Here is a 25,884-nt window from a genome sequence, read left to right as displayed (position 1 = left end):
AGCAAGAACCCATGACCGCATTTCACCAAAAGCCCCTGCGTACCCAACTGCAGGCCTTGCGCCAATGTCACCCGGTGCCCAAAAGCGCCTTCAGTGACGGCGTTGAGGTGCTTAAGGGTAAGCAGATCGTTATTCTGGGCTGCGGTGCCCAGGGTCTGAACCAGGGCCTTAACCTGCGCGACAGCGGCCTGAACGTGGCTTACGCCTTGCGTCAGTCGTCCATCGACAGCAAAAACGCCTCCTATCAGCGCGCCAAGGACAACGGCTTTCATGTCGGTTCGTTTGAAGAGCTGGTGCCCAATGCCGATCTGGTGATGAACCTCACCCCCGATAAGCAACACGGCCCGGTGGTTAACGGCATCATGCCGCTGATGAAACAAGGCGCCTTCCTGGGCTATTCCCACGGCTTTGATGTGATTGAAGCCCAGCGCGAAATTCGTGACGACATTACCGTTATCATGGTGGCGCCCAAGTGCCCCGGCACCGAAGTGCGCGCTGAATACCTGCGCGGCTTTGGTGTGCCAACCCTTATCGCCGTCCACCAAGACCCGCAAGGGCTGGGCCTGGCTTGGGCCAAAGCCTGGTGCGCCGGTACAGGTGGCCACCACGCCGGTGTGCTGCTGTCGAGCTTTGAAGCGGAAGTCAAATCTGACCTGATGGGCGAGCAAACCGTGCTGTGCGGCCTGCCGCAAGCGGTGTGCGTAGCCGGCTTTGAGCGCTTGGTTGAGTTGAATGTCCCGGCGGCCCAAGCGGCGTCTTTCTACCAGTTCGGTATCGAACAGGTGTCCGAGAGCATGAAGGCCGGTGGCGTGCGCCTGGCGTTTTCCAAGCTGAGCCCGGCCGAGCGTGTCCATGCTCGCCGCGAAGCCGACAAACTCAAAGCCGCCTTCCGCCCCTTGTTTGAAAAACACATGGACGACATCATCGGCGGCCAGTTTGCCGAGGGTATGATGGCCGACTGGGCCAAGGACGATATCGACTTGCTGACCTGGCGCCAGAACACCGCCGAAACCGGCTTCGAGCAAGCGCCGCCCAGCAGCCATTTCGAGCTGGACTTTGACCGTGCCACCGGCTTGGTTGCGCTGTTCGCCGCCGGTGTTGAGCTGGCCTTTGAAGTGATGGTGGAAGCCGGTATCAGCCCTGCTTCTGCTTACTACGAGTCACTGCACGAGCTGCCGCTCATTGCCAACACCCTGGCTCGTCGCCGCCTGCACGAGATGAACGTGGTCATCAGCGACACCGCCGAATACGGTAACTACCTGTTCTCCAACGTTGCCACCGGCATTGTCAAAGACGTGATGGCTGGCTGGGATCTCAAGGAATTGGGTGAAGGCGGCCAGTTTGACGCCGTGGACGACGCCACTTTGTCCCTGGTGGACGAGCAGAACCAGAATCATCCCATCGAAGCCGTCGGGGCTTCCCTGCGCGCCTACATGCGCGAACGTTGAGGCGATAAAGGCAAGGACCCTTAAATGCCAAAGGCCCCTTTCGGGGCCTTTTTTTGTGCCGGTGGCGAGGCTTATTTGCCGCCGCGAGCGATGATTTCGCGGGCCATTTGGTCGGCGATGATGCCGGTCGGCTTTTGCTGGGCATCGGCGCGGCCGAAGATATCCAGCAGGGTGGCGTAAATTTCTTCAACCTTGGCAGTGGCCTTGGCCTTGTCGTAGTCCTTCTCGAAGGACACGTTGATGATGCCGCCGGCATTGATGACGTAGTCAGGGGCATAGAGGATGCCCTTGTCGCGCAGCAACTGATCGTGACGCGCTTCGGCCAGCTGGTTGTTGGCACAACCGGCAATGATGGTGGCCTTGATGCGATCAACGGTGTTGTCGTTGACGGTGGCACCCAGAGCACAGGGGGCGTAGATGTCGACGTCCAAGTCGTAAATCTCGTCCAGGCCAACGATGGTGGCGCCCAGTTCGGCTTCTGCTTTTTTCAGCGCCGCTTCGTTGATGTCGGTAACAAACAGCTTGGCGCCGGCGCGGGCCAGGTGCTCGCACAGGTAATAGCCAACAGAGCCCAGACCTTGAACTGACACTTTCAGGCCTTCGAGGCTGTCGCTGCCACGCTGGTGTTTCACGGCGGCCTTGATACCCAGGTAGGTGCCAAGGGCGGTAAAGGGGGACGGATCGCCAGACAGGCCTTCGCGGCCGGCAACAAAGTCGGTTTCTTTGTTGATATGAGCGATGTCGGTGGTGGAGGTACCCACGTCCTCGGCGGTCACGTAGCGGCCACCCAGGGTGTTGAGGAAACGGCCGAAGGCGCGGAACAGGGCTTCGGATTTCATGGTTTTGGCATCGCCGATGATCACGGACTTACCGCCACCAAAGGGCAGACCTGCCATGGCGTTTTTGTAGGTCATGCCACGGGACAAACGCAGGACATCGGTCAGGGCTTCATCGTCAGATGCGTAGTTCCACATCCGGCAACCACCGACGGCAGGGCCGCAGTTAGTGTTATGGATGGCGATGATTGCCTTGAGTCCGGTTTCAACATCATGACAGAAGACCACTTCTTCATGACCGTCGAACGCTGTGTGATTGAATACAGCCACGTCGTTGTTCTCCGTTATAGGTAAGGGTTGCACCATTGTTTACGGGTAAGTTTACGTTTCCGTAAACGTAAAATAAAGGTGCTCGTGACGGCGCACATGTTAGAGAGTTATCGCCATCCTTTCCAGACGGCCAGAAGGGTACAGGGGCTGATCCAACCAGTAAAGAAATATGGACATAAGGCCCCTTGCCAAGGGCCCTCGGCCCCGTTATCGTAGGCCGCAAGCTGTATTGATAAGAGAATGTAAAATGGCCGAACAACAAGAAAACGTACAAGGTCAAGCGCCGCAAATCACCGACGAACAGCGTCGTGAGCTTGAGGCCCAGTGGGTGCGTGACAGCCTGCAAAAGGCCAACAGCTATTTGGCGAAAAAAGGCATCATGCCCCAGGGTGTACTTCAGGCCGAGAGCCGCCTGCTGCCGCCCCTTATCGCCATCTGGCGCATTAAAGGCCGTGAAAACAACCGCGTAGCCGATTATTGGGTGCTGTCTGGCAACCTGCCCACCGATCACGTCTCGGTAAAAACCGCAGCCAGCCCCCGTGATGCCCTGCGCCACTTTTACCTGACATGGCAAGTCCAGGCCGAGAACATCGTGCAGGGCCCTGGCCGCAACGATCCGGTGCAACTGGATTTTGCCCGCCTGCTGGTTAACCGTGCCGAAGGCCTGTATCAAATCCATCAAGATGAAGGCCTCTGGCAGCGTCAGCCGGTATGAAAAAACCGCCCCTCGGGGCGGTTTTTTTAGGCCTCTTCGAAGAAGAAATAGCCTTTATTGATAAGCTGGGTCAGCACCACCAGCGCCTCGGTTTGCGCGGCGAGTAGCGCCGGTTCGGGCGCATCGCTGTCGGCCAGCGTTTGTGCGGCGGCTTGGGGCATGGGGTAGGCTTCACCGTCTACAAAGAGGGTGTCGGCGACCGTTGCCAGGTACAGGGCGCGGGCCCCGGCCAGGCGGCGCAGCACCGCGCCTTCTTCCAACAGTTGCTGCACTTCGTCAACGTCGTATTCCGGCTCGCTGGGAGCCAAGTCCAACTCATGCTTGGCTTCTGACAGGTACAGGCCAAAGAAGCGGTGCAAGGTGGCTTCGTCGTCGAAGATCTGGGTCAGGTTGGATTTCAGGCGGTTAAGCTCGGGCAAGGTTATTTCGCCGGTGTGTTCGCGCACCCGAAGGTCCGGATCGCCATAGCGGTGGTTGTAACGCTCTTCATCGATAGCCAGATCAGCAAAATGACTCAGCAGATCGCGCCCCGACGGCGCCCGAAAACCCACCGAGTAGTTAAGGGCGGCTTCAATGGCGTAGCCCTCGTGGGGAAAGCCCGGCGGAATATAAAGAATATCGCCCGCTTCCATCTCTACATCGATAAGGGCGGCGCTGAAGGGCTCAACCTGCAACAGGCTGGGGTGCGGGGTCTGGGTTTTCAGCGGCTGCTTGTCACCCACCCGCCAGCGGCGTTTGCCTTCGCCTTGGATGATAAAGACATCGTACTGGTCAAGATGCGGGCCGACACCGCCGCCCGGCACCGAAAAGCTCACCATCAAATCGTCGATGCGCCAGCGCGGCATGAAGCTAAAGAGGTTCATCAGCTCGCTGCTTTGCTCAAACCAGTGGTCAACGGCTTGAACCAGCAAGGTCCAGTCTTTCTCGCTGGTGGGAAAATGCTCGAAGGGGCCGTGCTGCACGTCCCAGTGCTCGCCGTTTCTGACCACGATGCGCGATTCAATTTCCGCTTCCATGGCCAGACCCGCCAGATCGTTGGCGTCCAGAGGGTCGACAAAGTTTTCGATACCGCCTTTGATAAGGCAGGGGTTTTTCTGCCAGTACTCAGTCAAAAAGCCTTGAATACCGCCGGGGAGAGCCAGTTTCATCATCTGTGTGGGTTCACCGAGTTTTGATGGGCGTAATGTAACGCAAAGCGCGCCGTGCTGCTTGATGCGGCACAAAAAAAGCGGCCTTAAGGCCGCTCTCTTTACAGTTCCCGGGTTAACTGCTCGGCAATGCCGATGTAGTTGTCGGGGCGCATCAGTTTCATCTCGGCTTTGACCTGCTCAGGCAGCTCCAGGCCGTCGATGAAGGCGTGCATGCCGGCTTGGTCGACGCGGCGGCCACGGGTCAGCTCTTTGAGCTTCTCGTAGGGCTTCTCGATACCGTAGCGGCGCATCACGGTCTGGATGGGCTCGGCCAGCAGTTCCCAGTTCTGGTTGAGCTCGTCCAGCAGGCTTTGCTCGTTCACTTCCAGCTTGGAAATGCCTTTGAGGGTGGCTTCATAGGCTATTACCGAGTAAGCGGTGCCCACACCCAGGTTACGCAGCACGGTGGAGTCGGTGAGATCTCGCTGCCAGCGCGACACCGGCAGCTTGGCGGCCAGGTGGCCGAACACGGCGTTGGCCAGGCCCAGGTTACCCTCGGAGTTTTCAAAGTCGATGGGGTTGACCTTGTGGGGCATGGTGGAAGAGCCAATCTCGCCGGCCACGGTTTTTTGCTTGAAGTGACCCAGAGCAATGTAACCCCAAACGTCGCGGTCAAAATCAATCAAGATGGTGTTAAAGCGGGCCAGGGCGTCAAACAGCTCGGCGATGTAGTCGTGGGGCTCGATTTGGGTGGTGTATTTGTTCCACACCAGGCCGAGGCTGGTGACAAAGCGCTCGGAAAGCACGGGCCAGTCAACATCGGGGTAAGCGCTGTAGTGGGCGTTGAAGTTACCCACGGCGCCGTTGATTTTACCCAGCAGCTCGACATTGGCGATTTGCTTGCGCTGGCGCTCCAGGCGCACAGCGACGTTGGCCATTTCCTTACCCATGGTGGTGGGGGAGGCGGGCTGGCCGTGGGTGCGGGCCATCATCGGTACGGTGACGTACTTGTCGGCCAGGGCTTTGACGGCGCCAATCAGCTTGTCGCAGTAAGGCAACATCACCTGCTGGCGGGCTTCCATCAGCATCAGGCCGTAGGAGAGGTTGTTGATGTCTTCGCTGGTGCAGGCAAAGTGGATGAACTCGGTAACGGCGTTTAGCTCGCTGTTGTCGGCCACTTTTTCCTTGAGAAAATACTCCACTGCTTTCACGTCGTGGTTGGTGGTTTTCTCGATGTCTTTGACCCGCTGGGCGTCGCTTTCGCTAAAGCCGGAAACGATTGCGTTAAGGGCCGCATTAGCCGCGTCGGAGAGCGCCGGAACCTCGGCTATCTTCGGCTCACCGGCCAGCAGCTGCAGCCAGCGCACTTCTACCTGGACGCGATATTTAATGAGACCGAACTCCGAGAAGATCGGGCGCAGTGCGGCGGCCTTGCTACCGTAGCGGCCGTCGACGGGGGAGATGGCTGTCAGGGCGGACAGTTCCATTATTGGGGGCTCCTTAAGGATTGGCGGGCCTCATCGACCAGAGCGCGACGCTTGAGCAGTAACTGCCAGCGGTTGCCGCCCAGTTGACGCCACAACACCAAAGCGCGGATACCGGCTAGAAGGGCGGCCCGTACGCGGTGTTGGTTGAGGCTTTGTTGCAGATGGATAGGGGATCCGGCCACCTGGATGCGCGCACCCAGGGGGCTGATGAGTTCAACGTAAATATCGGCCAGGTTGTTGAGGACTTTTTCATCCTCGATGCCGTAGTGGCTGACCTGGCGTTTGACTTGTTCGATGCGCTCGCCCATCAGGGCCAGCACGTCGCGGCGCTTGGCAAGGCGGCGCTCCAGGGCCAAGAGGCCTATCAGGTAGCGGGTCAGCTCCGGGTCCTTGCGAGAGGAGGTGTCGCCAAGCAGCTCAATCACCAGCCGATAGCCGGTGTCGAGGTTGCCACCGGCGTAGACATCGGCCGGCACCTGGGGGTTGGTAACCAGCACGCCTTTCACCACGGCATAGAAGTCGTCCATGTCGCAGCTGCCCTGACGGGCGATTTTTTGCACCAGGCTTACCGCCTGGGCGCTAGCGGCAAGTGCCATGGCCCGGCTCATTGCTCACCTCGGATATAACGTTGGATGATGCCACCGCCCAGGCAGACTTCGCCTTGATAAAAAACGGCGCTTTGGCCGGGGGTCACGGCAATTTGCGGCTCGTCGAACAGCACTTTGACGTCGCCATTGGCCAAGGGCTCGACGGTGCAGTCGATGTCGTGCTGGCGATAGCGGGTCTTGACGGTCAGCCGGGTGGTTTCAAGCGGGCCGTTGCGGTCAACCCAATCGAGCTGGGTGGCAATGAGACCGTTGGAGAACAGCAGCGGGTGGTCATGGCCCTGGGCCACCACCAGCACGTTGCGCTCGACGTTTTTGTCCACCACGTACCAAGGGTCGTCAGAGGCGTTTTTCAGGCCACCGATGCCAAGGCCCTTGCGCTGGCCAAGGGTGTGATACATCAGCCCTTCGTGGCGGCCGATGATGTCTCCTTCCGGCGTTTCGATATCACCGGGCTGGGCCGGCAAAAAGCGCTGCAGGAAGTCTTTAAATTTGCGCTCACCGATAAAACAGATACCGGTGGAGTCTTTTTTCTTGGCGGTGATAAGGCCTTGCTCTTCGGCGATGCGGCGCACCTCGGGCTTGGGCAGCTCGCCCACCGGGAACAGGGTCTGGCCCACTTGCTGCTCGCCAAGGGCGTAGAGGAAGTAGGACTGATCCTTGTTGTCGTCAAGGCCGCGCAGCAGTTGCCAGTGGCCGTCCACGACGCGGTTACGCACGTAGTGGCCGGTAGCGATAAAATCGGCGCCAAGGGCATCGGCCGCGTAGTTAAGGAAGGCTTTGAACTTGATTTCCTTGTTGCACATGATGTCCGGGTTAGGGGTGCGCCCGGCTTTGTACTCGTCAAGGAAGTACTCGAACACGTTGTCCCAGTACTCGGCGGCGAAGTTGATTTTGTGCAATTTGATACCGAGCTTGTCGCACACGGCCTGCGCGTCCGCCATGTCTTCGGCAGCGGTGCAGTAATCGGTGTCGTCGTCCTCTTCCCAGTTCTTCATGAACAGGCCTTCGACCTGGTAACCCTGGGCTTTGAGCAGGTAGGCAGAGACAGAAGAATCCACACCGCCGGACATGCCGACGATGACTTTGGTCTCACTAAGGGGCTTGTCGCTCATGGGACTTCAAATAACCTCGGCGAAAAAAGTGCGCGCATTGTAGCAAAAGGCAATGCCTAGCGCAGCACAGACAAGGGGTAATGGCTGCCAGCCTCGAAATCGAGGATGGCCTCAACCACCAAATGGCTGCGAAGGGGGCGATTTTCAAGTGCTTTGGGGGTAAGCCAGAGGCAGCGAAGGATGTCGCTGTCTTCGGGGTAGGTGTCTACCGGCGCTGGCAGACGCGCGTAAAACACGTGGCGCCAGAAGGTCTTATGGGGAAGCTCCAAATGATAAAGCCCCACCAGGCCTTCAGGCGAAAGGCTCAGGCCCGTTTCCTCTTTTAACTCGCGCTTGGCCGCCTCGATGAGGTTTTCGCCGCGCTCCCAGTGCCCGGCGGGCTGGTTGAGGGTCAACACGCCGCCGATGTCTTCTTCAACAAAGAGGTATTGGCCCTTAGCTTCGATAACCCAGGCGATGGTGGCGGCCTGGATCACGGCGCAACCTCTATATATTCACCAGGTTGCAGGGCATCAAGCCGGTACGGGCCTATGGCAACCCGCACCAAGCGCAAGGTGGGAAAGCCGATATGGGCGGTCATGCGCCGTACTTGGCGGTTACGCCCCTCGCTGATGCTTATTTCAAGCCAGGTGGTGGGAATGGCCTTTCGGAAACGCACCGGCGGGGTTCTTGGCCAAAGCGCCGGCTCTTCTATTACCTTGACCTTGGCGGGCAGGGTGGGGCCGTCTTTTAAGGTCACCCCTTGGCGCAGCGGGCTAAGCTCTGCCTCTGTTGGCGCCCCTTCTACCTGCACCCAATAGGTTTTGGCGGTCTTTTTACCCGGCTGGGTCAGGCGGGCATTGAGGCCGCCGTCGTTGGTGAGCAGCAACAGGCCTTCTGAGTCGCGGTCGAGGCGCCCGGCGGCATAGATATCAGGGATGGGAATAAAGTCCTTTAAGGTCTGGCGACCGGCTTCATCGGTAAACTGGCACAGAACATCAAAAGGTTTGTTGAACAGCACCAGCCTGGCTGGACCTTTATTGACGACAGGGCGGCGAGCCGGGCGCGCGGTACGCGGCTGGCGCTGAAAAGGGCGCTTGGGTTGCAATCGATAACCTTAACCGAAAAAGGCGAATGGCCTAAGGCTAGCATCCTGGCGGCCTTGGCCAAAGCGGCGGGCTTCGGGTTTGAACAAAAGCTGCGCAACTGGTCCTACCCAGATTGCAGTTGCGCACAATGTCGGTTGGTGTTGGTATACTCTGCTACCTACTTCACACTTTCGAAGGGCCTTTCCCTTCGAGCACTGCGAAGATGATTCGCCACTCACGCTTAGGAAGTTGTAATTATGACAACAGGCAAGTCGAAGATTATTTACACCATCACCGACGAAGCTCCGGCACTTGCAACCCAGTCTCTGCTGCCCATCATTGAAGCCTATGCCGCTAAGGCTGGCGTGGCCGTTGAGACCCGGGACATTTCCCTGGCCGGTCGTATCATCGCCACCTTCCCCGAATATCTGACCGACGCCCAGCGCATCGGCGATGATTTGGCCGAACTTGGCGAACTGGCCAAGACTCCCGACGCCAACATTATCAAGCTGCCCAACATCTCCGCGTCTGTGCCGCAGTTAAAAGCGGCCATCAAGGAGCTGCAGGCCCAGGGCTACAAACTGCCCGACTACCCGGAAGAGCCGAAAAACGACGCCGAGAAAGCCATCAAAGCCGGTTATGACAAGGTCAAAGGCTCTGCGGTAAACCCGGTACTGCGCGAAGGTAACTCTGACCGCCGCGCCCCGGCCTCCGTCAAGCAGTACGCCCGCAAGCACCCCCATTCCATGGGTGCCTGGAGCAAAGACTCCCAGTCTCACGTGGCCAGCATGGCCGATGGCGACTTCTACGGCTCTGAAAAATCCGTGACCCTCAAAGACGCCGCCAACGTCAGCATCGAGCTGGTCAAGGCCGATGGCAGCAAAGTGGTGCTCAAAGACAAGCTGGCCCTGCTGGCCGGTGAGGTGATTGACGCCTCCACCATGAGCAAAAACGCACTGGAAGCCTTCTTCGCAGAGCAAATCGCCGACGCCAAGGCCCAAGGCGTGCTGTTCTCCCTGCACATGAAAGCCACCATGATGAAGGTTTCCGACCCCATCATCTTCGGCCACGCGGTAAAGGTGTTCTACAAAGACGTTTTCGCCAAGCACAGCGATCTTTTCAAGCAGCTGGGTGTGGACGTAAACAACGGTATCGGTGACCTGTACGCGCGCCTGCCGGAGCTGCCAGCCGAGCAGCGCCAGGCCATCGAAGCTGAGCTTAGCGCTGTGTACGACAACAGCCCGGCGCTGGCCATGGTGGATTCTGACCGCGGTATTACCAACCTGCACGTGCCTTCTGATGTGATAATCGACGCCTCTATGCCGGCGATGATCCGCAGCTCCGGCCAAATGTGGAACGCCAAAGGCGAGCAGCAAGACACCAAGGCGGTGATCCCTGACCGCAGCTACGCCGGTGTTTACCAAGAAACCATCGCGTTTTGTAAAGAAAACGGCGCTTTTGACCCCCGCACCATGGGCTCTGTGCCCAACGTCGGCCTGATGGCGCAAAAAGCCGAAGAGTACGGTTCTCACGACAAAACCTTCGAGATCGCTGCTGCCGGCACCGTACGGGTAGTCGATGCCAGCGGCGCCGTGCTGCTTGAGCACAGCGTGGAAGCCGGTGATATCTGGCGTATGTGCCAGACCAAAGACGCGCCTATTCGCGACTGGGTCAAGCTGGCCGTTAACCGCGCCCGTGCTACCGGCACCCCGGCGGTGTTCTGGCTGGACGAAAACCGTGGCCACGACGCCGAGATCATCAAAAAAGTGCATGCCTACCTGCCCGAGCACGACACCAGCGGCCTTGAGATCCTGGTTAAGTCTCCGGTTGAGGCCACCCGTTACTCCCTGGCCCGCATGAAAGACGGCAAGGACACCATCTCCGTAACCGGTAACGTGCTGCGCGACTACCTCACTGATCTGTTCCCGATCCTCGAGCTTGGTACCAGCGCCAAGATGCTGTCCATCGTGCCGCTGATGAACGGCGGCGGCCTGTTCGAAACCGGTGCTGGCGGCTCTGCGCCCAAGCACGTGCAGCAGTTTGAAAAAGAAAACTACCTGCGTTGGGATTCCCTGGGTGAGTTCCTGGCCCTGGCCGCTTCTTTGGAGCACCTGGCCCAGTTCAATAGCAACCCCAAAGCCCAAGTGCTGGCCGACACCCTTGACCAGGCGACTGCCAAGTTCCTGGACAACAACAAGTCGCCTGCCCGTAAAGTGGGTCAAATCGACAACCGTGGCAGCCACTTCTACCTGGCCATGTACTGGGCTCAGGCCCTGGCTACCCAGGACAAAGATGCTGAGCTCAAAGCCCAGTTTGCCGGCCTGGCTGAAACCCTCACCAAAGAGGAAGAGGCCATCGTTGGCGAGCTGAACGGTGCCCAGGGCGTTGCCATGGACATCGGCGGTTACTACAAGCCCAACCTGGAGCTGGCCGCCAAGGCCATGCGCCCGAGCCAAACCCTGAACGCCGCTATTGCCGCGCTCTAAGCCGCTTTGGTACTAAAAAACCGCCTCACATGAGGCGGTTTTTTTATGGGATGACGGGCATAAAAAAACCCCCGTGGCGGGGGCTTTGGTGGCCGGGCTCGGTGACGGTCACCTTTCCTGGGGCTTAATGTTAACGGCGTGATAGCCTTTAGGCCCCTGAGTCATGTCGAAATTTACTTCCTGGCCGGCTTTGAGCGTTCGGTAACCATCCATTTGAATGGTAGAGTAATGAGCGAAGACGTCTTCGCCGCCCCCCTCAGGACAAATAAAACCGAAGCCCTTGGCGTTGTTGAACCATTTGACTGTTCCGATAGCCATACGTCATTCCCGTCATTTGTTAACCTGATTGCATCTCGTCGGTACAAGCTACACGAGTGGAGCCCCGACCTACCTCAAAGTACAATTTAGTGAAGAAAACCTTTGAGTCAAGTTTTTTTTAACACTGAATTAACAACCAATGAGCAAACATTTCGCAAGGGTGCTTGCGAGCAAAAAATCTTAATACAGGACTTGAAAAGCATGGCTGGCAGTACCGATATTCAACATACAGAGAAAACACAGAATGCAGATCCGGCGCTCAAGCGTGCGCCTATGTATAAAGTGGTTCTCATGAATGACGATTACACCCCCATGGATTTTGTGGTGCTAATTCTGCAACGCTTTTTTGCCATGGATCATGAGAAGGCAACTCAGGTAATGTTGTCAGTGCATTATCAGGGAAAAGGGGTGTGTGGAGTGTTCAGCGCAGATGTCGCTGAAACCAAAGTGGCTCAGGTGAACCGCTTTGCAAGGGACAACGGTCATCCCTTACTTTGTGCCATGGAACCGGCTTGACCCAAGTAGTAAACCAAGGGGGCGTACATGCTGAATAAAGAGCTCGAGCAAAGCCTGAACGAAGCTTTCCGTCGTGCCAGGAACGAACGCCACGAATATCTCACCGTGGAGCACCTGCTGATGGCGCTGTTAGATAACAGTGCAGCAGCAGAAGCGCTCAGCGCCTGCGGTGCAGATCTCCCTCAACTGCGCAATGAGCTGAGCAGCTTTATCGATCAAACCACCCCCCGTATTCCGGAAGACGACGACGATCGCGAAACCCAGCCGACGCTGGGCTTCCAGCGGGTGTTGCAGCGCGCGGTATTCCACGTGCAAAGCTCCGGAAAAGAGGAAGTCACCGGAGCCAACGTGCTGGTGGCCATCTTCGGCGAGCAGGAAAGCCAGGCGGTTTATATCCTGCGTAAGGCCGACATCACCCGCCTTGACGTTGTGAATTTCATTTCCCACGGTGTGCGCAAACACGAAGACGAACAGTCCCCTGGCGGCGAGATCCCGCCCAAGGAAGCCGAGGCTGAAGGTAAGGCCGAGAGCTACCTAGATATGCTCACCGTGAACCTTAACGAGCAGGCCGAGAGCGGCCGCATCGATCCCCTTATTGGCCGTGAGGCCGAGCTTGAGCGCACGGTGCAGGTGCTGTGCCGCCGCCGTAAGAACAATCCGCTTTTTGTCGGGGAAGCCGGGGTGGGTAAAACCGCTCTCGCCGAAGGCCTTGCCAAGCGCATTGTCGATGGCGAAGTGCCTGACTTGATTGCCCATTGCACCGTTTATTCGTTGGACATGGGCGCGCTGTTGGCCGGTACCAAGTACCGCGGCGACTTTGAAAAACGCTTCAAGGGCCTCCTTAAGGAGCTCAAAGAAGAAGACGGCGCCATCCTCTTTATCGATGAGATCCACACCCTGATTGGCGCCGGCGCCGCTTCAGGTGGCCAGACCGATGCCAGCAACCTCATCAAACCGCTGCTGGCCTCGGGCAACATCAAATGTATGGGCTCTACCACCTATCAGGAGTACCGCGGTATTTTTGAAAAGGATGTGGCCCTGGCTCGTCGCTTCCAAAAAATCGACATCGTTGAGCCGTCGGTCAGCGACACCATCAAGATTCTCCAGGGGCTGAAAAGCCATTACGAGGATCACCATGATGTGCGCTACACCCAAGGCGCCCTGAAGGCGGCGGCGGAGCTGTCGGCCAAATACATCAATGAGCGGCACCTGCCGGATAAAGCCATCGATGTGATTGACGAAGCTGGCGCCCGTGCCCGCTTGATGCCCAAACGCAGAAAGACTGTCAACGAAGCGGATATCGAGTCTGTGGTGGCCCGTATGGCCCGCATCCCGGAAAAATCCGTATCCAGCAACGACAAGGACACCTTGGCGGCCCTGGACAGGAACCTCAAGCTGGTGGTGTTTGGCCAGGACAAGGCCATCGACGCCCTGTCAGCCAGTATCCGCTTGAGCCGGGCCGGGCTTGGGGTTGAGCACAAACCGGTGGGCTCGTTCCTCTTTGCCGGCCCCACCGGGGTTGGTAAGACCGAGATCACCCAGCAGCTGGCGCGCCAGATGGGGGTTGAGCTCATCCGCTTTGACATGTCCGAGTACATGGAGCGTCATACGGTATCCCGCCTGATCGGTGCCCCTCCGGGCTATGTTGGCTACGACCAGGGCGGCCTGCTGACTGAAGCCGTTATCAAACACCCCCATTCGGTGGTGCTCTTGGACGAAATCGAGAAGGCGCACCCGGATGTCTTTAACCTGCTGCTGCAGGTGATGGACAACGGCACCCTGACCGACAACAACGGCCGTAAGGCGGATTTTCGTAACGTTATCCTGGTGATGACCACCAACGCCGGGGTTCGGGAAACCGAGCGCAAATCCATGGGCTTTAAATCGGTCGAGCATGACGATAACGCCCTGGACGAGATCAACCGGGTATTTAGCCCCGAGTTTCGTAACCGTCTGGACGGGATCATCTGGTTCAATCATTTGAGCCCGGCGGTTATCGCCCAGGTGGTGGAGAAATTCCTGGCCGAACTGGAAGCCCAGCTCGATGCCCGTGGCGTGACTCTCGAAGTCGATGCCGAAGCCAAAACCTGGCTGGCAGAGAAGGGCTACGACCACGCCATGGGCGCTCGCCCCATGGCCAGGGTTATCCAAGAGCACCTCAAGAAGCCGCTGGCCAACGAGCTGCTGTTTGGCAAGCTGGCAGAAGGTGGGCGGGTGTTGGTGACCGTCGCTGATGACGATCTGAAACTGGATGTGGCCGGCCAAGAAGCTGCCACCACGGCCTGAGGATTCTCAGGCCCAATTAAAAAACCCGCCTTCAGGCGGGTTTTTTAATGAGGTTTTCCATCAACGCTGGCGGAAGACGATGCGGCCCTTGCTCAGGTCGTACGGCGTCATCTGCACGGTAACGGTATCACCGGTCAGGATACGGATGTAGTTCTTGCGCATTTTACCGGAGATGTGGGCGGTTACCACGTGGCCGTTTTCAAGCTCGACGCGGAACATGGTGTTGGGCAGGGTTTCCAGGATTGTTCCCTGCAACTCAATCACGTCTTCTTTCGACATTTAGATGCAAAACCTCTTATTACCGAGAAATCGGCGCCGATCTTGCCTCAAGTGGCGGCCCCTGTAAAGCGTTGCCATGCACCATCACTGTATCGCTCATAGGGGTGGTACTGGGTTTTGTAGTTCATTTTCTTGCACGCATCGATTTGATATCCAAGGTAAAGCCACTTTTTAGCCCGTGTTTTAGCGGCCTCTAGCTGCATTAAAACACCCAGGGTACCCAAAGACCGTTTGTCTTCATCGGGGTCAAAAAAGGTGTAAAGGGCCGAGTAGGCCAGGGGCGTTTCGTCGGTAACGGCGCAGGCCAGCAAGGTTTTACCCCGGTAAAGGCACAGCAAGGTCATGGGTAGCCAATTGGCCTTGGCAAAATGCGTCAGTTGGCTCTCGGACGGCGGGTACATGCCGCCGTCGCGGTGCCTGGCACTGATGTAGCGGCAATACAGATCAAAGTGATGGGGCTGGAACTGGTGCTCGATGCGCAGCGATACGTCCTGGTTTTTGGCAAGGACCCGGCGCTGGCGCCTATCGGGGCTAAAGGCTTCAACATCGACCCGCACCGATTCGCAGGCCTGGCATTGGTTGCAATAGGGGCGATAAACGTCTGAGCCATTACGGCGAAAGCCCATGGCCAGCAGCATCTCGTAGCGCTCGGCGTCCATGGGGGATTGAGTCACCACCAGCAGCTGCTCGTTTTTATCGGGCAGATAAGCACAGGGGAAGGGCTTGGTCAGGCCACAATAGAGGCCTTTGAGGAGATTTACGGACATGGCCATTCTCCTTGTTGCCAGAGCGCCGGGCTCATGGTTTTGTCCCGCTCTTCGGCCAATATGCCCAGGTATTGGCTGCGCGGCATTTCCTTCACGCCGAGGGTGGCCAGATGCGGGTTCATCAGCTGGCAGTCTATCAGCCGGGCATGGCCTTGAAGTCTCGCGTGCAAGGCAGCAAAGGCGGCCTTGGAGGCATTGGGCGTTTTGTGAAACATCGACTCGCCGCAAAAGATGCGGCCGATGGTGATGCCGTAAAGCCCACCTACCAGTTCGCCCTCCAGCCATACCTCAACGCTGTGGGCATAGCCAAGCTCATTGAGCTTGGTGTAGGCCGCCCGCATCTGTGGGCTTAGCCAGGTACCGCGCTGGCCGTTCCTGGGGCCTGCGCAGCCGGTCAGTACCTCGCCAAAGGCGGTGTTACAGCGGTATTGGTAAGGGGTTTTTCGCAGCCATTTTCTCAGGCTTGATGAAATGGCCATATCTCCCGGTACCGCAACCCCGCGAGGGTTCGGCGACCACCATAAAATGGGTTCGCCGGGATTAAACCAAGGGAAGATCCCCTGGCGATAGGCGGTCATCAGCCGGGTAGGGGAGAGGTCGCCGCCAAAGGCGAGCAGGCCATTAGGCTGGTCCAGTGCGTGCACCGGATCAGGAAAAAGGCAGGGGTTATCAGGTAATTCGGGTAGCGCTATGGTCATGGCGTTCGCAATACATCCTCTACTCCTTGAGTGTAGCGCTAACTAAAAGGGCCGCGAAAGCGGCCCTTTTAGATTAGTTGTCGAGGCTGTCGAGATAACGCTCGGCATCCAGGGCGGCCATACAGCCGGTGCCGGCCGAAGTGATGGCCTGGCGGTAGATGTGGTCCATGACGTCGCCGCAGGCGAAGATACCGGGTACTGAGGTCTGGGTGGCGTTGCCTTCCAGGCCGCTTTGCACCTTCAGGTAGCCGTCTTTCATGTCCAACTGGTCAGCGAAGATGTCGGTGTTGGGCTTGTGGCCGATGGCGATAAAGGTACCGGCTACTGCCACTTCCTCATCGGCTTCGCCAAGGGTAGAAGCCAGGCGCACCCCGGTAACACCCATGTCGTCACCCAGTACTTCTTCGAGGGTACGGTTAAGATGCAGCACGATCTTGCCTTCTTCCACTTTCTTGTAGAGACGGTCGATGAGGATCTTCTCTGCGCGGAAGCTGTCGCGGCGGTGCACCATGTGCACTTCACCGGCGATGTTGGCCAGATACAGCGCTTCTTCCACAGCAGTGTTGCCGCCGCCGACTACCGCCACTTTTTGGTTGCGGTAGAAGAAACCGTCACAGGTGGCACAGGCGGAGACGCCGCGGCCGGCAAAGGCGGTTTCGGACTCAAGGCCCAAGTATTTGGCTGAGGCGCCGGTGGCGATGATAAGAGCGTCACAGGAGTACTCGCCGTTGTCGCCTTTCAGCACGAAGGGGCGCTTGGAGAAATCCACTGAACCGATGTGGTCAAAAATGATCTCGGTGTTGAATTTCTCGGCGTGGCGCTGCATCCGCTCCATCAGCAGCGGGCCGGTCAGGTCATCGGCGTCACCGGGCCAGTTCTCCACTTCGGTGGTGGTGGTCAGCTGGCCACCTTGCTGCATGCCGGTGATCAAAACAGGGTTGAGGTTGGCTCGAGCGGCGTACACCGCAGCGGTGTAGCCTGCAGGGCCTGAGCCCAAAATCATCAAACGAGCGTGTTTCATAAGTACTCCTCAAATTTCTTTGCCCGCATTCTATGGAAAAGGGCCCAAACAAAAAACCCCGCTTTCGCAGGGCTTTTCGATTCAAGCAATCGCTCAGGCGCCAAGCAGGGCCAGCGGAGCTACGTATTCCAGACCGTGCGCTTCAGCCACTTCTTTACAAGTGACCTTGCCGTTCATCACGTTCAGGCCGGCCAGCAGGTGCTTGTCGTCCAGCAGGGCTTGTTTGTAGCCCTTGTTGGCCAGTTTGATGATGTAGGGCAGGGTGGCGTTGTTCAGGGCGAAGGTGGAGGTGCGGGCCACGGCGCCAGGCATGTTGGCCACGCAGTAGTGCACTACGTCGTCCACGATGTAGGTCGGGTCGGCGTGGGTGGTGGCTTTGGAAGTCTCAAAGCAGCCGCCTTGGTCGATGGCCACGTCAACAATGGCGCTACCGGGCTTCATGCGTTTGATGTGGTCGGCAGTGACCAGCTTGGGCGCGGCGGCGCCGGGGATGAGCACGGCACCGATCACCAGGTCGGCTTCCAGCACGTGGCGCTCAAGGGCGTCAGCGGTGGAGTAAACCACTTTGGCGCGGCCGTTGAACTCGGCGTCCAGGCGGCGCAGGGCGTCGATGTTACGGTCAAGAATGGTCACATCGGCACGCATGCCAACGGCGATACGGGCGGCGTTGGAGCCCACTACGCCGCCACCAATCACTACCACTTTGGCAGGTTCAGTGCCGGGCACGCCGGAGATCAGCAGGCCGCTGCCGCCACGGGATTTTTCAAGCGCCTGGGCACCGGCTTGGATAGACATACGGCCAGCCACTTCAGACATGGGGGCCAGCAGCGGCAGGCCGCCTTTGTCTTCGGTCACGGTTTCGTAGGCGATACACACGGCGCCGGATTTGACCAGATCTTCGGTCTGGGCCAGGTCGGGGGCCAGGTGCAGGTAGGTAAACAGCAGTTGGCCGTCGCGCAGGCGGGCGCGCTCGTTGGCCAGGGGCTCTTTGACCTTAACGATCATCTCGGCTTTGGCAAACACCTCTTCAGCGCTGCCAATGATGGCGGCACCGGCGGCTTGGTAGTCTTCGTCGGTAAAACCGATACCAAGGCCAGCGTTGGTTTCCACGATCACCTGGTGGCCGTGGTTCACCAGCTCACGTACGGAAGCGGGCACCATGCCGACGCGGTATTCGTGGTTTTTTATTTCTTTTGGTACGCCGATGATCATCTGCTGTTTCCTATTGTTATCAAAGGGGTAGTGAAATTGCCGCCAGTATAGGGACCCACTTAGAGAATGAGTTGCTTTATTTAGGGATTTTTCAGTATTTTGTTCTGATAAAGCCCATATCCCTAGAGATTTTATGCTGCCTTCTGCTCGAAAAGGGGTCAAAGAACTCGACCGCATCGATCGCAACATATTGAAAGAGCTGCAAAATGATGGCCGCCTTTCCAACGTGGAATTATCCAAGCGAGTGGGGCTGTCGCCAACGCCTTGTTTGGAAAGGGTAAAACGCCTTGAACGGCAAGGCTTTATTCAGGGATACACCGCCATTATAAACCCTCGCCACTTGGGGGCGGCGCTGCTGGTGTTTGTGGAGGTGACGTTGGAGCGCACCTCGTCCGAGGTATTTGACCAGTTCAACCTGGCGGTACAACGGCTCGACATCATCCAGGAGTGCCATCTGGTGTCTGGTGATTTTGACTACCTCCTTAAGACCCGGGTAGCGGATATGTCTGCTTACCGCGAGCTTTTAGGGGAGACCCTGCTAAGGCTGCCGGGGGTGAAGGAAACCCGTACCTATGTGGTGATGGAAGAAGTGAAAAACGTATCCAAGGTACTGATTGATGGGTGAGGCTGGTATCATCGCAAAGTTAAGAAACAAGTTTGGAGTAGGGCCCTTGGAGCGCATGGAGCTCAGACGCTTATCCGGTGTACAGCGGCTTTTGGAAGCCGGTCTGGTACTTTGCACCCTTTTCTCATTATTTCTGCTGGTGGCCCTGGCAAGCTTCAACCCGGCTGACCCCGGCTGGTCGCAAACCGGCGTGCCGGGCCACATCCAAAATGCCGCTGGCACCATCGGCGCCTGGGTGGCCGATATTTTGTTGTTCAGCGCCGGCCTACTGGCCTATCTGTTGCCCTTTTTGGTAGCGCTGTGCGGCTGGTTTTGCTTTCGCCACTACCGCTCATTGGTGGAGATTGACTATCTCGCGGCCGGCCTTCGCCTGATTGGCGTGGTGCTGAGTTTCCTCGGCCTTGCCGGGTTGTCGTCAGTCTACCTTGGCGATATCCACACCTACTCGGCCGGCGGCCTGGTGGGGGACCTGATGGCCACCGCCCTTCGCCCCTGGTTTAACTTTGTCGGTACCCTCCTTATCCTGCTGGCGCTGACCGCCGCCGGCATAACCATGGTGACAGGCCTGTCTTGGGTCGCGGTGGTAGACCGCCTCGGCGCCTTAGTGGTGGAAGGGGCCCTTTGGTGCTGGGAAAAGATTGCCGGCATCGCTACCCAATCGCGGGCCGACAAGCCCCAAACCCTCGATATCGAGCCTGAAGAAGACGAGCCCGCCCCCGAGCCCAAACGTATTGAGCCTAAAGAGCCGGTGCTGAGCCTTGGCAGTGCGCCCAAGGCCAAGGCGGAGCCTGCCAAGAAAGAAGAGCCGCTGCTGTCCCTTTCTACCGCTCTTGACGACGAAGACGACGACGAGCTGGAGCTGCCCTGGCTGGACGAACCGGCCGATGTGGCCGTTGCCGCGCCGCCCAAGGCCCAAGTGAAAGCCGCGCCGGCCTTTACCGAGGTGCTGGACGAGGCCATGGCTGGTAGCCAAGGCACAGACATGGCGCCGCTGCCGTCCATGAACCTCTTGGACCGCCCCGATAAAAACCGCAACCCCATCAGCCAGGAAGAGCTGGACATGGTGTCCCGCCTGGTGGAAGAAAAGCTGCTGGACTTTGGCGTACAGGCCAACGTGGTGGATGTGCACCCCGGCCCCGTTATCACCCGTTTTGAGCTGGATTTGGCCCCAGGGGTTAAAGTCTCCAAAATCTCCAACCTTTCCAAAGACTTGGCACGGGCGCTGTCGGCCATTTCGGTGCGGGTGGTGGAGGTGATCCCTGGTAAATCGGTTATCGGCCTTGAGGTGCCCAACCAGCACCGCGAAGTGGTGTACCTGTCTGAAGTTATCAACGACGACAAATTCAATGACAACGCCTCGCCGCTCGCCATGGTGCTGGGTAAAGACATCGCCGGTAACTCGGTGGTGGTAGATTTGGCCAAAATGCCCCACCTGCTGGTGGCCGGTACCACCGGCTCGGGTAAGTCGGTGGGGGTTAACGTGATGCTGGTGTCGCTCCTGTATAAGAGCACCCCGGAAGACGTGCGCCTCATTATGATTGACCCGAAAATGCTGGAACTGTCGGTCTACGAGGGCATTCCGCACCTGCTGGCCGAGGTGGTCACCGACATGAAAGACGCCGCCAACGCCCTGCGCTGGTGCGTTGGGGAAATGGAGCGGCGCTACAAGCTGATGTCCATGATGGGGGTGCGTAACCTCAAGGGCTTTAACCAAAAGGTTAAAGACGCCATCAAAGACGGCGCGCCCCTTAAAGACCCCTTGTGGAACCCCAACAGCTCCATGGAGCCGGTCGCGCCGGACCTCGAGCCCTTGCCGCGCATCGTGGTGGTGGTGGACGAATTTGCCGACATGATGATGATCGTCGGCAAGAAGGTGGAAGAACTCATCGCTCGTATCGCCCAGAAGGCGAGGGCGGCCGGTATTCACCTGATTCTGGCGACCCAGCGCCCGTCGGTGGACGTAATCACCGGCCTTATCAAGGCCAATATCCCTACCCGTATCGCCTTTCAGGTGTCCAGTAAAATCGATTCGCGCACCATCTTGGACCAGCAAGGGGCCGAGAGCCTGTTGGGCCAGGGTGACATGCTGTACCTGCCGCCGGGCTCCGGTGTGCCGACCCGTGTTCACGGCGCCTTTGTAGACGACCACGAAGTGCACCGGGTGGTGGAAGACTGGAAAAAACGCGGCAAGCCCCAGTACATCGACGCCATTCTCTCTGGCGAGATGACCCAAGAGACCTTGCTGCCGGGCGAGTCCATGGAAGACGATGCCGAGAAAGACCCCCTTTACGATGAAGCTGTGGCCTTTGTTATCGAGAGCCGCCGCGGCTCCATCTCCAGCGTGCAGCGCAAGCTTAAAATCGGCTACAACCGCGCCGCGCGCCTGATTGAACAGATGGAAATGGCCGGCATCGTTTCACCTGCCGGCCACAACGGTAACCGCGACGTGCTGGTACCTCACCACGGAGAATAATATGCGAGTAGTTGCGCTGGCGTGTTTGTTGGCCAGTTCCCTGGCGATGGCGGACGATGCCACTGATTTGAAAACCAAGCTGGCCCAGTACCAGAGCTTTTCGGCCAACTTTTCCCAAAAAGTGGTGGATGGCGAAGGCAACTTGGCCATGCAGGCCACCGGGGAAATGGCGGTAGAGCGCCCGCAAAAGCTCTATTGGCACACCCAATCACCCGACGAAACCCTGCTGGTGTCAGACGGCAAAACCCTGTGGCTGTACAACCCCTTCGTGGAGCAAGTGACCCTCTACTCGCCCAAAGAAGCGGTGGGCCGCACCCCGATGCTGCTGCTCTCAAGCCAGGACCCAGCAGTGTGGAGCCAGTTTGACATCAAGGCCAACGGCCAGGATTACGACATCAAACCCAAGGACGAAAAAGACGCCTACGTCACCGCCCTTACCGTGAAATTCAGCGCCAACAAGGTGGCGGGCCTGGTTATTCACGACGCCTCCGGCCAGCAAAATACCGTTACCTTTTCCGATTTTCAGTCGCCCCGCGCCAAGGACGACAAAGTCAGCTTCAGCTTTACCCCGCCGGCCGGGGTGGCGGTTGACGATCAGCGATGAGCAACTTGGGTTTTGATTTTGGGGACGGTCCTGTGGAGCCATTGGCCGCCAGGATGCGCCCCAAAAAGTTTGACGACTACGTAGGCCAGCAGCACCTGGTGGGCGAGGGTAAAGCCCTGCGCCGCGCCTTGGAGGCCGGTAAACCCCACTCGATGATCCTCTGGGGCCCGCCCGGCACCGGTAAAACCACCCTTGCCGAACTCATTGCCCGCTACAGCGACGCCGAGGTGGAGCGCATCTCGGCGGTCACCAGCGGCATCAAGGATATTCGCGCCGTGGTGGAACGGGCCCACAGCCGGGCCCGCAAAACCCTGCTGTTTGTGGACGAGGTGCACCGCTTTAACAAAAGCCAGCAAGACGCCTTTTTGCCCCATATCGAAGACGGCACCTTTATCTTTATCGGTGCCACCACCGAGAACCCCTCTTTTGAACTGAACGGCGCTTTGCTGTCCCGGGCCCGGGTTTATGTGCTTAAAAGCCTCGAAAATGACGACATCAGCGGCCTGATTAAACGGGCGTTGGTGGCGCCAGAGGGCCTTCAAGGCATTAGCCTTGATGACGAAGCCCTTGATGTGCTCACCCAAATGGCCGGTGGCGATGCCCGCCGGGCCTTGAATTATCTCGAAATGCTCTCGGATATGGCCGACGACGGCCGTATCACCAAAGACCTTATCGCCTCCACCCTAGGCGCCGAGATCCGCCGCTATGACAAAGGCGGCGACCTTTTCTATGACATGATCTCGGCCTTCCATAAATCGGTGCGCGGCTCGTCGCCAGACGCCGCCCTCTATTGGTATTGCCGGATGCTCGAAGGGGGCTGCGACCCTTTGTATGTGGCGCGGCGCCTGTTGGCCATCGCCTCGGAAGACATCGGTAACGCCGACCCAAAGGCGCTCACCATCGGCCTCAATGCCTGGGATACCTTTACCCGGGTTGGCCCCGCCGAAGGGGAGCGGGCCATTGCCCAAGCTGCCGTTTACATGGCCTGCGCCCCAAAATCCAACGCCGTGTACACCGCTTTTAAAGCAGCCCGGCGCGACGCCAAAGAAGCGGGCGACTTGCCGGTGCCGGTGCATATTCGTAACGCCCCCACCAAATTGATGGCCTCGCTCGGTTATGGCGCCGAATACCGTTACGCCCACGATGAACCCGGCGCCTACGCGGCCGGCGAGAACTTTTTTCCCCCCGAGCTTAAAGACAGGCGTTACTATCAACCCTCAAACCGCGGCCTTGAGCAGAAGATCGGCGAAAAGCTCAACTATCTGCTGGATAGGGACCGGCAAAGCCCGGTCAAGCGCTACTCGGACGCCGAGGGCTCTGGTACACTGCCCGAAGACTGAACGGATCTGAATTAACACCATGCTGGATAACAAATTTCTGCGCCAGGAACTCGAAGCGACTGCTGAGCGTCTGGCCTCTCGCGGCTTTAAACTGGATGTGGCCGCCATCCAAGAACTCGAAGAAAAACGCAAAGCCCTGCAGGTGCGCACCCAGGAGCTGCAAAACGAGCGCAATACCCGCTCCAAGGCCATTGGCCAGGCAGCCCGCAGCGGTGAAGACATCGCACCGCTAAAAGCCGCCGTTACCCAAATCAACGACGAGCTGGACAGCGTTAAAGCCGAACTGGACAAAGTGCTGGCCGACTGGGACGCCATCACCATGGCCATTCCCAACCTGCCCCACGAGTCGGTACCGGTGGGTAAAGACGAAAGCGAAAACGTCGAAGTGCGCCGCTGGGGCACCCCTCGTGAGTTCGATTTTGAGGTCAAAGATCACGTTGACTTGGGCGGCGCCCTTAACGGCCTGTCTTTTGAAGACGGCGTGAAGCTGTCGGGTTCTCGCTTTGTGGTGATGCGCGGCGAGTTGGCCAAGCTGCACCGGGCCCTGGCCCAGTTCATGCTGGACCTGCACACCGAGCAGCATGGCTACCTCGAAACCTACGTGCCTTATCTCGTTAACGAAGACAGCCTCAAAGGCACCGGCCAGCTGCCAAAATTTGGCGAAGATCTCTTTAACATCAAACCGGCTACCGAAGAGCGCCAGATGCTGTCGCTGATCCCCACCGCCGAAGTGCCGCTTACCAACCTGGTGCGCGACGAGATAGTTGACGCTGCCAGTCTGCCGCTGAAATTCACTGCCCACAGCCCGTGTTTCCGCTCTGAAGCCGGCTCTTACGGTCGTGACACCCGTGGCCTTATTCGTATGCACCAGTTCGACAAAGTGGAAATGGTGCAAATCGTCCATCCCGACACCTCCTTCGCGGCCCTGGATGAGATGACTCGCCACGCCGAAACCGTGCTGGAGAAACTCGGCCTGCCGTATCGCACCGTGGCCCTTTGCACCGGTGACATGGGCTTTGGCGCCACCAAGACCTTCGATTTGGAAGTGTGGCTGCCGGCGCAAAACACCTACCGCGAGATCTCCAGCTGCTCCAACGTTGGCGACTTCCAGGCCCGCCGCATGCAGGCGCGGTTCCGCAATCCCGAGACCAACAAGCCCGAGCTGGTACATACCCTCAACGGCTCAGGTCTCGCCGTCGGCCGCACCCTGGTGGCGGTGATGGAAAACTACCAAACTGCCGATGGCCGCATCGAAGTACCTGAAGTACTGCGCGCCTACATGGGCGGCAAGACCCATATCGGTTAACAGCAGGGCGCCTTTGGCGCCCTTTTACCTTGAATAGTGGAAGGATTTAACCCATGTCCATTGAACAAGAGATCCGCGATGAAATGCGCGTGCTGGCGCAGATCGATGTGGAATTTGAAGTGCGCCGCCGTGTCGATTTCATCAAAAACACCCTCAAGGCCTCAGGCCTCTCGACCCTGGTGCTGGGCATCAGTGGCGGGGTGGACTCTTCCACCTGTGGCCGCTTGGCGCAGTTGGCGGTAGAGGAACTCAATAGCGAGTCCAGCGTCGATAAAACCTACCGCTTTATTGCCGTGCGCCTGCCTTACGGCGTGCAAAAAGACGAAGACGAAGCCCAACTGGCACTTGAGTTCATTAAGCCCAGCCACGCCGTTACCGTGAACATCAAAGCCGGGGTTGATGGCCTTTCTGCCGCCGCCCACGACGGCCTGGCCCCCACCGGCCTGGTGCCGGAGGACGATTTTCACCGCGACTTTGTAAAAGGCAACGTTAAGGCCCGTAGCCGGATGATCGCCCAGTACGAAATTGCCGGCCTCACCCGTGGCCTGGTGCTGGGCACCGACCACAGCGCCGAGAACATCACCGGCTTTTACACCAAGTGGGGCGATGGCGCTTGTGACTTGGTGCCGCTCTTTGGCCTTTCCAAGCGCCAGGTGCGGGCGCTCGCCAAACACCTGGGCGCGCCGGATGTGCTGGTCAACAAGGTACCCACCGCGGATCTTGAAACCCTCAACCCGCAATTGGCCGACGAAGCCGCCCTTGGCCTCACCTACGAGCAAATCGATGATTTCCTCGAAGGCAAAAACGTCGATACCGCCGTGCGCGACCGCCTGGTGGAGATTTACCTTCGCACCCAGCACAAGCGTAAAGCCATTCCCACTATCTATGACTGATAAAGCCGGTACTGCCGACCCAGGCATAACTGAGCAAAGCGGGGCCGAAAGGCCCCTTTTGTTAGGGGATAAACCTTGGTTTTTGTATCTGGTGCGTACCAAACGCGGCCATCTTTATACCGGCATTACCCTTGACGTGGCACGGCGCTTTGCCGAGCATCAGGCAGGCAAGGGCGCCAAGGCGCTGCGCGGCAAGGGCCCGCTTGCCTTGGTTTATGTTGAGCCGGCTGGGTCCCATTCCGATGCGCTTCGGCGCGAGATGGCAGTAAAGCGTTATACAAAAGCGCGCAAGGAAGCGTTGGTGGCTGCTGGCCAAAGGGAGTTTGAGGCAGGCAGGTCTGCTGGTTGAGGTTCTAAGGGGGTTCACGCTTCTCGTGTGTACATCAG

At 58.4% G+C, this 25,884-nt stretch carries 24 protein-coding genes and 2 pseudogenes; 13 read left to right on the top strand and 13 right to left on the bottom strand.

Features of this window, described 5'->3' with window-relative positions:
• Positions 1 to 11: 11 nt before the first annotated feature.
• Positions 12 to 1,448: a ketol-acid reductoisomerase gene (gene ilvC / locus AC22G1_RS10840; RefSeq protein ID WP_050660648.1), complete on the top strand. Its 1,437-nt coding sequence runs from the start codon at positions 12 to 14 to the stop codon at positions 1,446 to 1,448.
• 71 nt (positions 1,449 to 1,519) lie between these two features.
• On the opposite strand, the gene AC22G1_RS10835 is transcribed toward ilvC, so the two are convergent.
• Positions 1,520 to 2,590, bottom strand: a complete 1,071-nt coding sequence (locus AC22G1_RS10835) for a Glu/Leu/Phe/Val dehydrogenase dimerization domain-containing protein (protein WP_487313395.1) — start codon at positions 2,588 to 2,590, stop codon at positions 1,520 to 1,522.
• Between the two features lie 211 nt (positions 2,591 to 2,801).
• Between AC22G1_RS10835 and AC22G1_RS10830 the strand changes: the two genes are divergently transcribed.
• A complete protein-coding gene (locus tag AC22G1_RS10830; RefSeq protein ID WP_487313394.1) occupies positions 2,802 to 3,269 on the top strand; it encodes a DUF4826 family protein in 468 nt (155 codons plus the stop codon).
• A gap of 26 nt (positions 3,270 to 3,295) precedes the next feature.
• Here the strand turns inward: AC22G1_RS10830 and AC22G1_RS10825 are convergent, their stop codons facing one another.
• From AC22G1_RS10825 to rluE, 6 genes are all read right to left on the bottom strand, one after another.
• Positions 3,296 to 4,417: a ribosomal protein uL16 3-hydroxylase gene (locus AC22G1_RS10825; protein WP_487316713.1), complete on the bottom strand. Its 1,122-nt coding sequence runs from the start codon at positions 4,415 to 4,417 to the stop codon at positions 3,296 to 3,298.
• 101 nt (positions 4,418 to 4,518) lie between these two features.
• On the bottom strand, positions 4,519 to 5,886 hold the full coding sequence (gene purB / locus AC22G1_RS10820) for an adenylosuccinate lyase (protein ID WP_487313393.1): 1,368 nt from the start codon (positions 5,884 to 5,886) through the stop codon (positions 4,519 to 4,521).
• A complete protein-coding gene (gene hflD / locus AC22G1_RS10815; RefSeq protein ID WP_487313392.1) occupies positions 5,886 to 6,482 on the bottom strand; it encodes a high frequency lysogenization protein HflD in 597 nt (198 codons plus the stop codon). The genes purB and hflD overlap by 1 nt, the downstream gene beginning before the upstream one ends.
• Before the next feature lie 8 nt (positions 6,483 to 6,490).
• Complete coding sequence (gene mnmA, locus AC22G1_RS10810) at positions 6,491 to 7,606, bottom strand: tRNA 2-thiouridine(34) synthase MnmA (RefSeq protein ID WP_487313391.1); 1,116 nt, start codon at positions 7,604 to 7,606, stop codon at positions 6,491 to 6,493.
• A gap of 56 nt (positions 7,607 to 7,662) precedes the next feature.
• The gene (locus AC22G1_RS10805) at positions 7,663 to 8,082 is read right to left on the bottom strand and encodes an NUDIX domain-containing protein (RefSeq protein WP_487313390.1); all 420 of its coding nucleotides are present in this window, start codon (positions 8,080 to 8,082) and stop codon (positions 7,663 to 7,665) included.
• Complete coding sequence (rluE, locus tag AC22G1_RS10800) at positions 8,079 to 8,693, bottom strand: 23S rRNA pseudouridine(2457) synthase RluE (protein ID WP_487313389.1); 615 nt, start codon at positions 8,691 to 8,693, stop codon at positions 8,079 to 8,081. The genes AC22G1_RS10805 and rluE overlap by 4 nt, the downstream gene beginning before the upstream one ends.
• A 237-nt stretch (positions 8,694 to 8,930) precedes the next feature.
• Here rluE and AC22G1_RS10795 point away from each other — a divergent pair, with 237 nt between their 5' ends.
• On the top strand, positions 8,931 to 11,159 hold the full coding sequence (locus AC22G1_RS10795) for an NADP-dependent isocitrate dehydrogenase (RefSeq protein WP_487313388.1): 2,229 nt from the start codon (positions 8,931 to 8,933) through the stop codon (positions 11,157 to 11,159).
• 108 nt (positions 11,160 to 11,267) lie between these two features.
• Here the strand turns inward: AC22G1_RS10795 and cspD are convergent, their stop codons facing one another.
• Positions 11,268 to 11,477, bottom strand: a complete 210-nt coding sequence (gene cspD, locus AC22G1_RS10790; protein WP_050660641.1) for a cold shock domain-containing protein CspD — start codon at positions 11,475 to 11,477, stop codon at positions 11,268 to 11,270.
• A 201-nt stretch (positions 11,478 to 11,678) separates the two neighbouring features.
• Here cspD and clpS point away from each other — a divergent pair, with 201 nt between their 5' ends.
• Both clpS and clpA read left to right on the top strand, forming a co-directional pair.
• Positions 11,679 to 11,993, top strand: coding sequence for an ATP-dependent Clp protease adapter ClpS (gene clpS / locus AC22G1_RS10785; RefSeq protein ID WP_050660672.1), 315 nt, complete (start codon positions 11,679 to 11,681; stop codon positions 11,991 to 11,993).
• A gap of 27 nt (positions 11,994 to 12,020) precedes the next feature.
• Positions 12,021 to 14,279 (top strand): ATP-dependent Clp protease ATP-binding subunit ClpA, encoded by a 2,259-nt coding sequence (gene clpA / locus AC22G1_RS10780; RefSeq protein ID WP_487313387.1) that lies wholly within the window; start codon positions 12,021 to 12,023, stop codon positions 14,277 to 14,279.
• Between the two features lie 60 nt (positions 14,280 to 14,339).
• On the opposite strand, the gene infA is transcribed toward clpA, so the two are convergent.
• From infA to ald, 5 genes are all read right to left on the bottom strand, one after another.
• Complete coding sequence (infA, locus tag AC22G1_RS10775) at positions 14,340 to 14,558, bottom strand: translation initiation factor IF-1 (protein ID WP_008482294.1); 219 nt, start codon at positions 14,556 to 14,558, stop codon at positions 14,340 to 14,342.
• A 47-nt stretch (positions 14,559 to 14,605) separates the two neighbouring features.
• A complete protein-coding gene (locus AC22G1_RS10770; protein ID WP_487313386.1) occupies positions 14,606 to 15,325 on the bottom strand; it encodes an arginyltransferase in 720 nt (239 codons plus the stop codon).
• On the bottom strand, positions 15,316 to 16,023 hold the full coding sequence (gene aat / locus AC22G1_RS10765) for a leucyl/phenylalanyl-tRNA--protein transferase (RefSeq protein ID WP_487313385.1): 708 nt from the start codon (positions 16,021 to 16,023) through the stop codon (positions 15,316 to 15,318). The genes AC22G1_RS10770 and aat overlap by 10 nt, the downstream gene beginning before the upstream one ends.
• Before the next feature lie 73 nt (positions 16,024 to 16,096).
• The gene (gene trxB, locus AC22G1_RS10760; RefSeq protein ID WP_487313384.1) at positions 16,097 to 17,044 is read right to left on the bottom strand and encodes a thioredoxin-disulfide reductase; all 948 of its coding nucleotides are present in this window, start codon (positions 17,042 to 17,044) and stop codon (positions 16,097 to 16,099) included.
• Between the two features lie 93 nt (positions 17,045 to 17,137).
• A complete protein-coding gene (gene ald / locus AC22G1_RS10755) occupies positions 17,138 to 18,256 on the bottom strand; it encodes an alanine dehydrogenase (protein WP_050660636.1) in 1,119 nt (372 codons plus the stop codon).
• Between the two features lie 133 nt (positions 18,257 to 18,389).
• Between ald and lrp the strand changes: the two genes are divergently transcribed.
• From lrp to AC22G1_RS10715, 8 genes and pseudogenes are all read left to right on the top strand, one after another.
• On the top strand, positions 18,390 to 18,881 hold the full coding sequence (gene lrp / locus AC22G1_RS10750; protein ID WP_050660635.1) for a leucine-responsive transcriptional regulator Lrp: 492 nt from the start codon (positions 18,390 to 18,392) through the stop codon (positions 18,879 to 18,881).
• Positions 18,874 to 19,419: pseudogene (locus AC22G1_RS10745) on the top strand (DNA translocase FtsK 4TM domain-containing protein); the annotation flags it as partial. The gene lrp and the pseudogene AC22G1_RS10745, both read left to right, overlap by 8 nt.
• Before the next feature lie 102 nt (positions 19,420 to 19,521).
• Positions 19,522 to 21,354 (top strand): annotated as a pseudogene (locus AC22G1_RS10740) (DNA translocase FtsK); the annotation flags it as partial.
• Between the two features lies 1 nt (position 21,355).
• Positions 21,356 to 21,958 (top strand): outer membrane lipoprotein periplasmic chaperone LolA, encoded by a 603-nt coding sequence (gene lolA / locus AC22G1_RS10735; RefSeq protein ID WP_487313383.1) that lies wholly within the window; start codon positions 21,356 to 21,358, stop codon positions 21,956 to 21,958.
• Positions 21,955 to 23,298: a replication-associated recombination protein A gene (locus AC22G1_RS10730; protein ID WP_487313382.1), complete on the top strand. Its 1,344-nt coding sequence runs from the start codon at positions 21,955 to 21,957 to the stop codon at positions 23,296 to 23,298. The genes lolA and AC22G1_RS10730 overlap by 4 nt, the downstream gene beginning before the upstream one ends.
• A gap of 19 nt (positions 23,299 to 23,317) precedes the next feature.
• Positions 23,318 to 24,604: a serine--tRNA ligase gene (serS, locus tag AC22G1_RS10725; protein WP_487313381.1), complete on the top strand. Its 1,287-nt coding sequence runs from the start codon at positions 23,318 to 23,320 to the stop codon at positions 24,602 to 24,604.
• A gap of 53 nt (positions 24,605 to 24,657) precedes the next feature.
• Complete coding sequence (gene nadE / locus AC22G1_RS10720) at positions 24,658 to 25,497, top strand: NAD(+) synthase (protein WP_487313380.1); 840 nt, start codon at positions 24,658 to 24,660, stop codon at positions 25,495 to 25,497.
• Positions 25,490 to 25,846: a GIY-YIG nuclease family protein gene (locus AC22G1_RS10715; protein ID WP_487313379.1), complete on the top strand. Its 357-nt coding sequence runs from the start codon at positions 25,490 to 25,492 to the stop codon at positions 25,844 to 25,846. The genes nadE and AC22G1_RS10715 overlap by 8 nt, the downstream gene beginning before the upstream one ends.
• Positions 25,847 to 25,884 lie beyond the last annotated feature (38 nt).

This window comes from Gallaecimonas zhanjiangensis (assembly GCF_057624825.1).
This window is presented reverse-complemented; position numbering and strand designations above follow the sequence as displayed.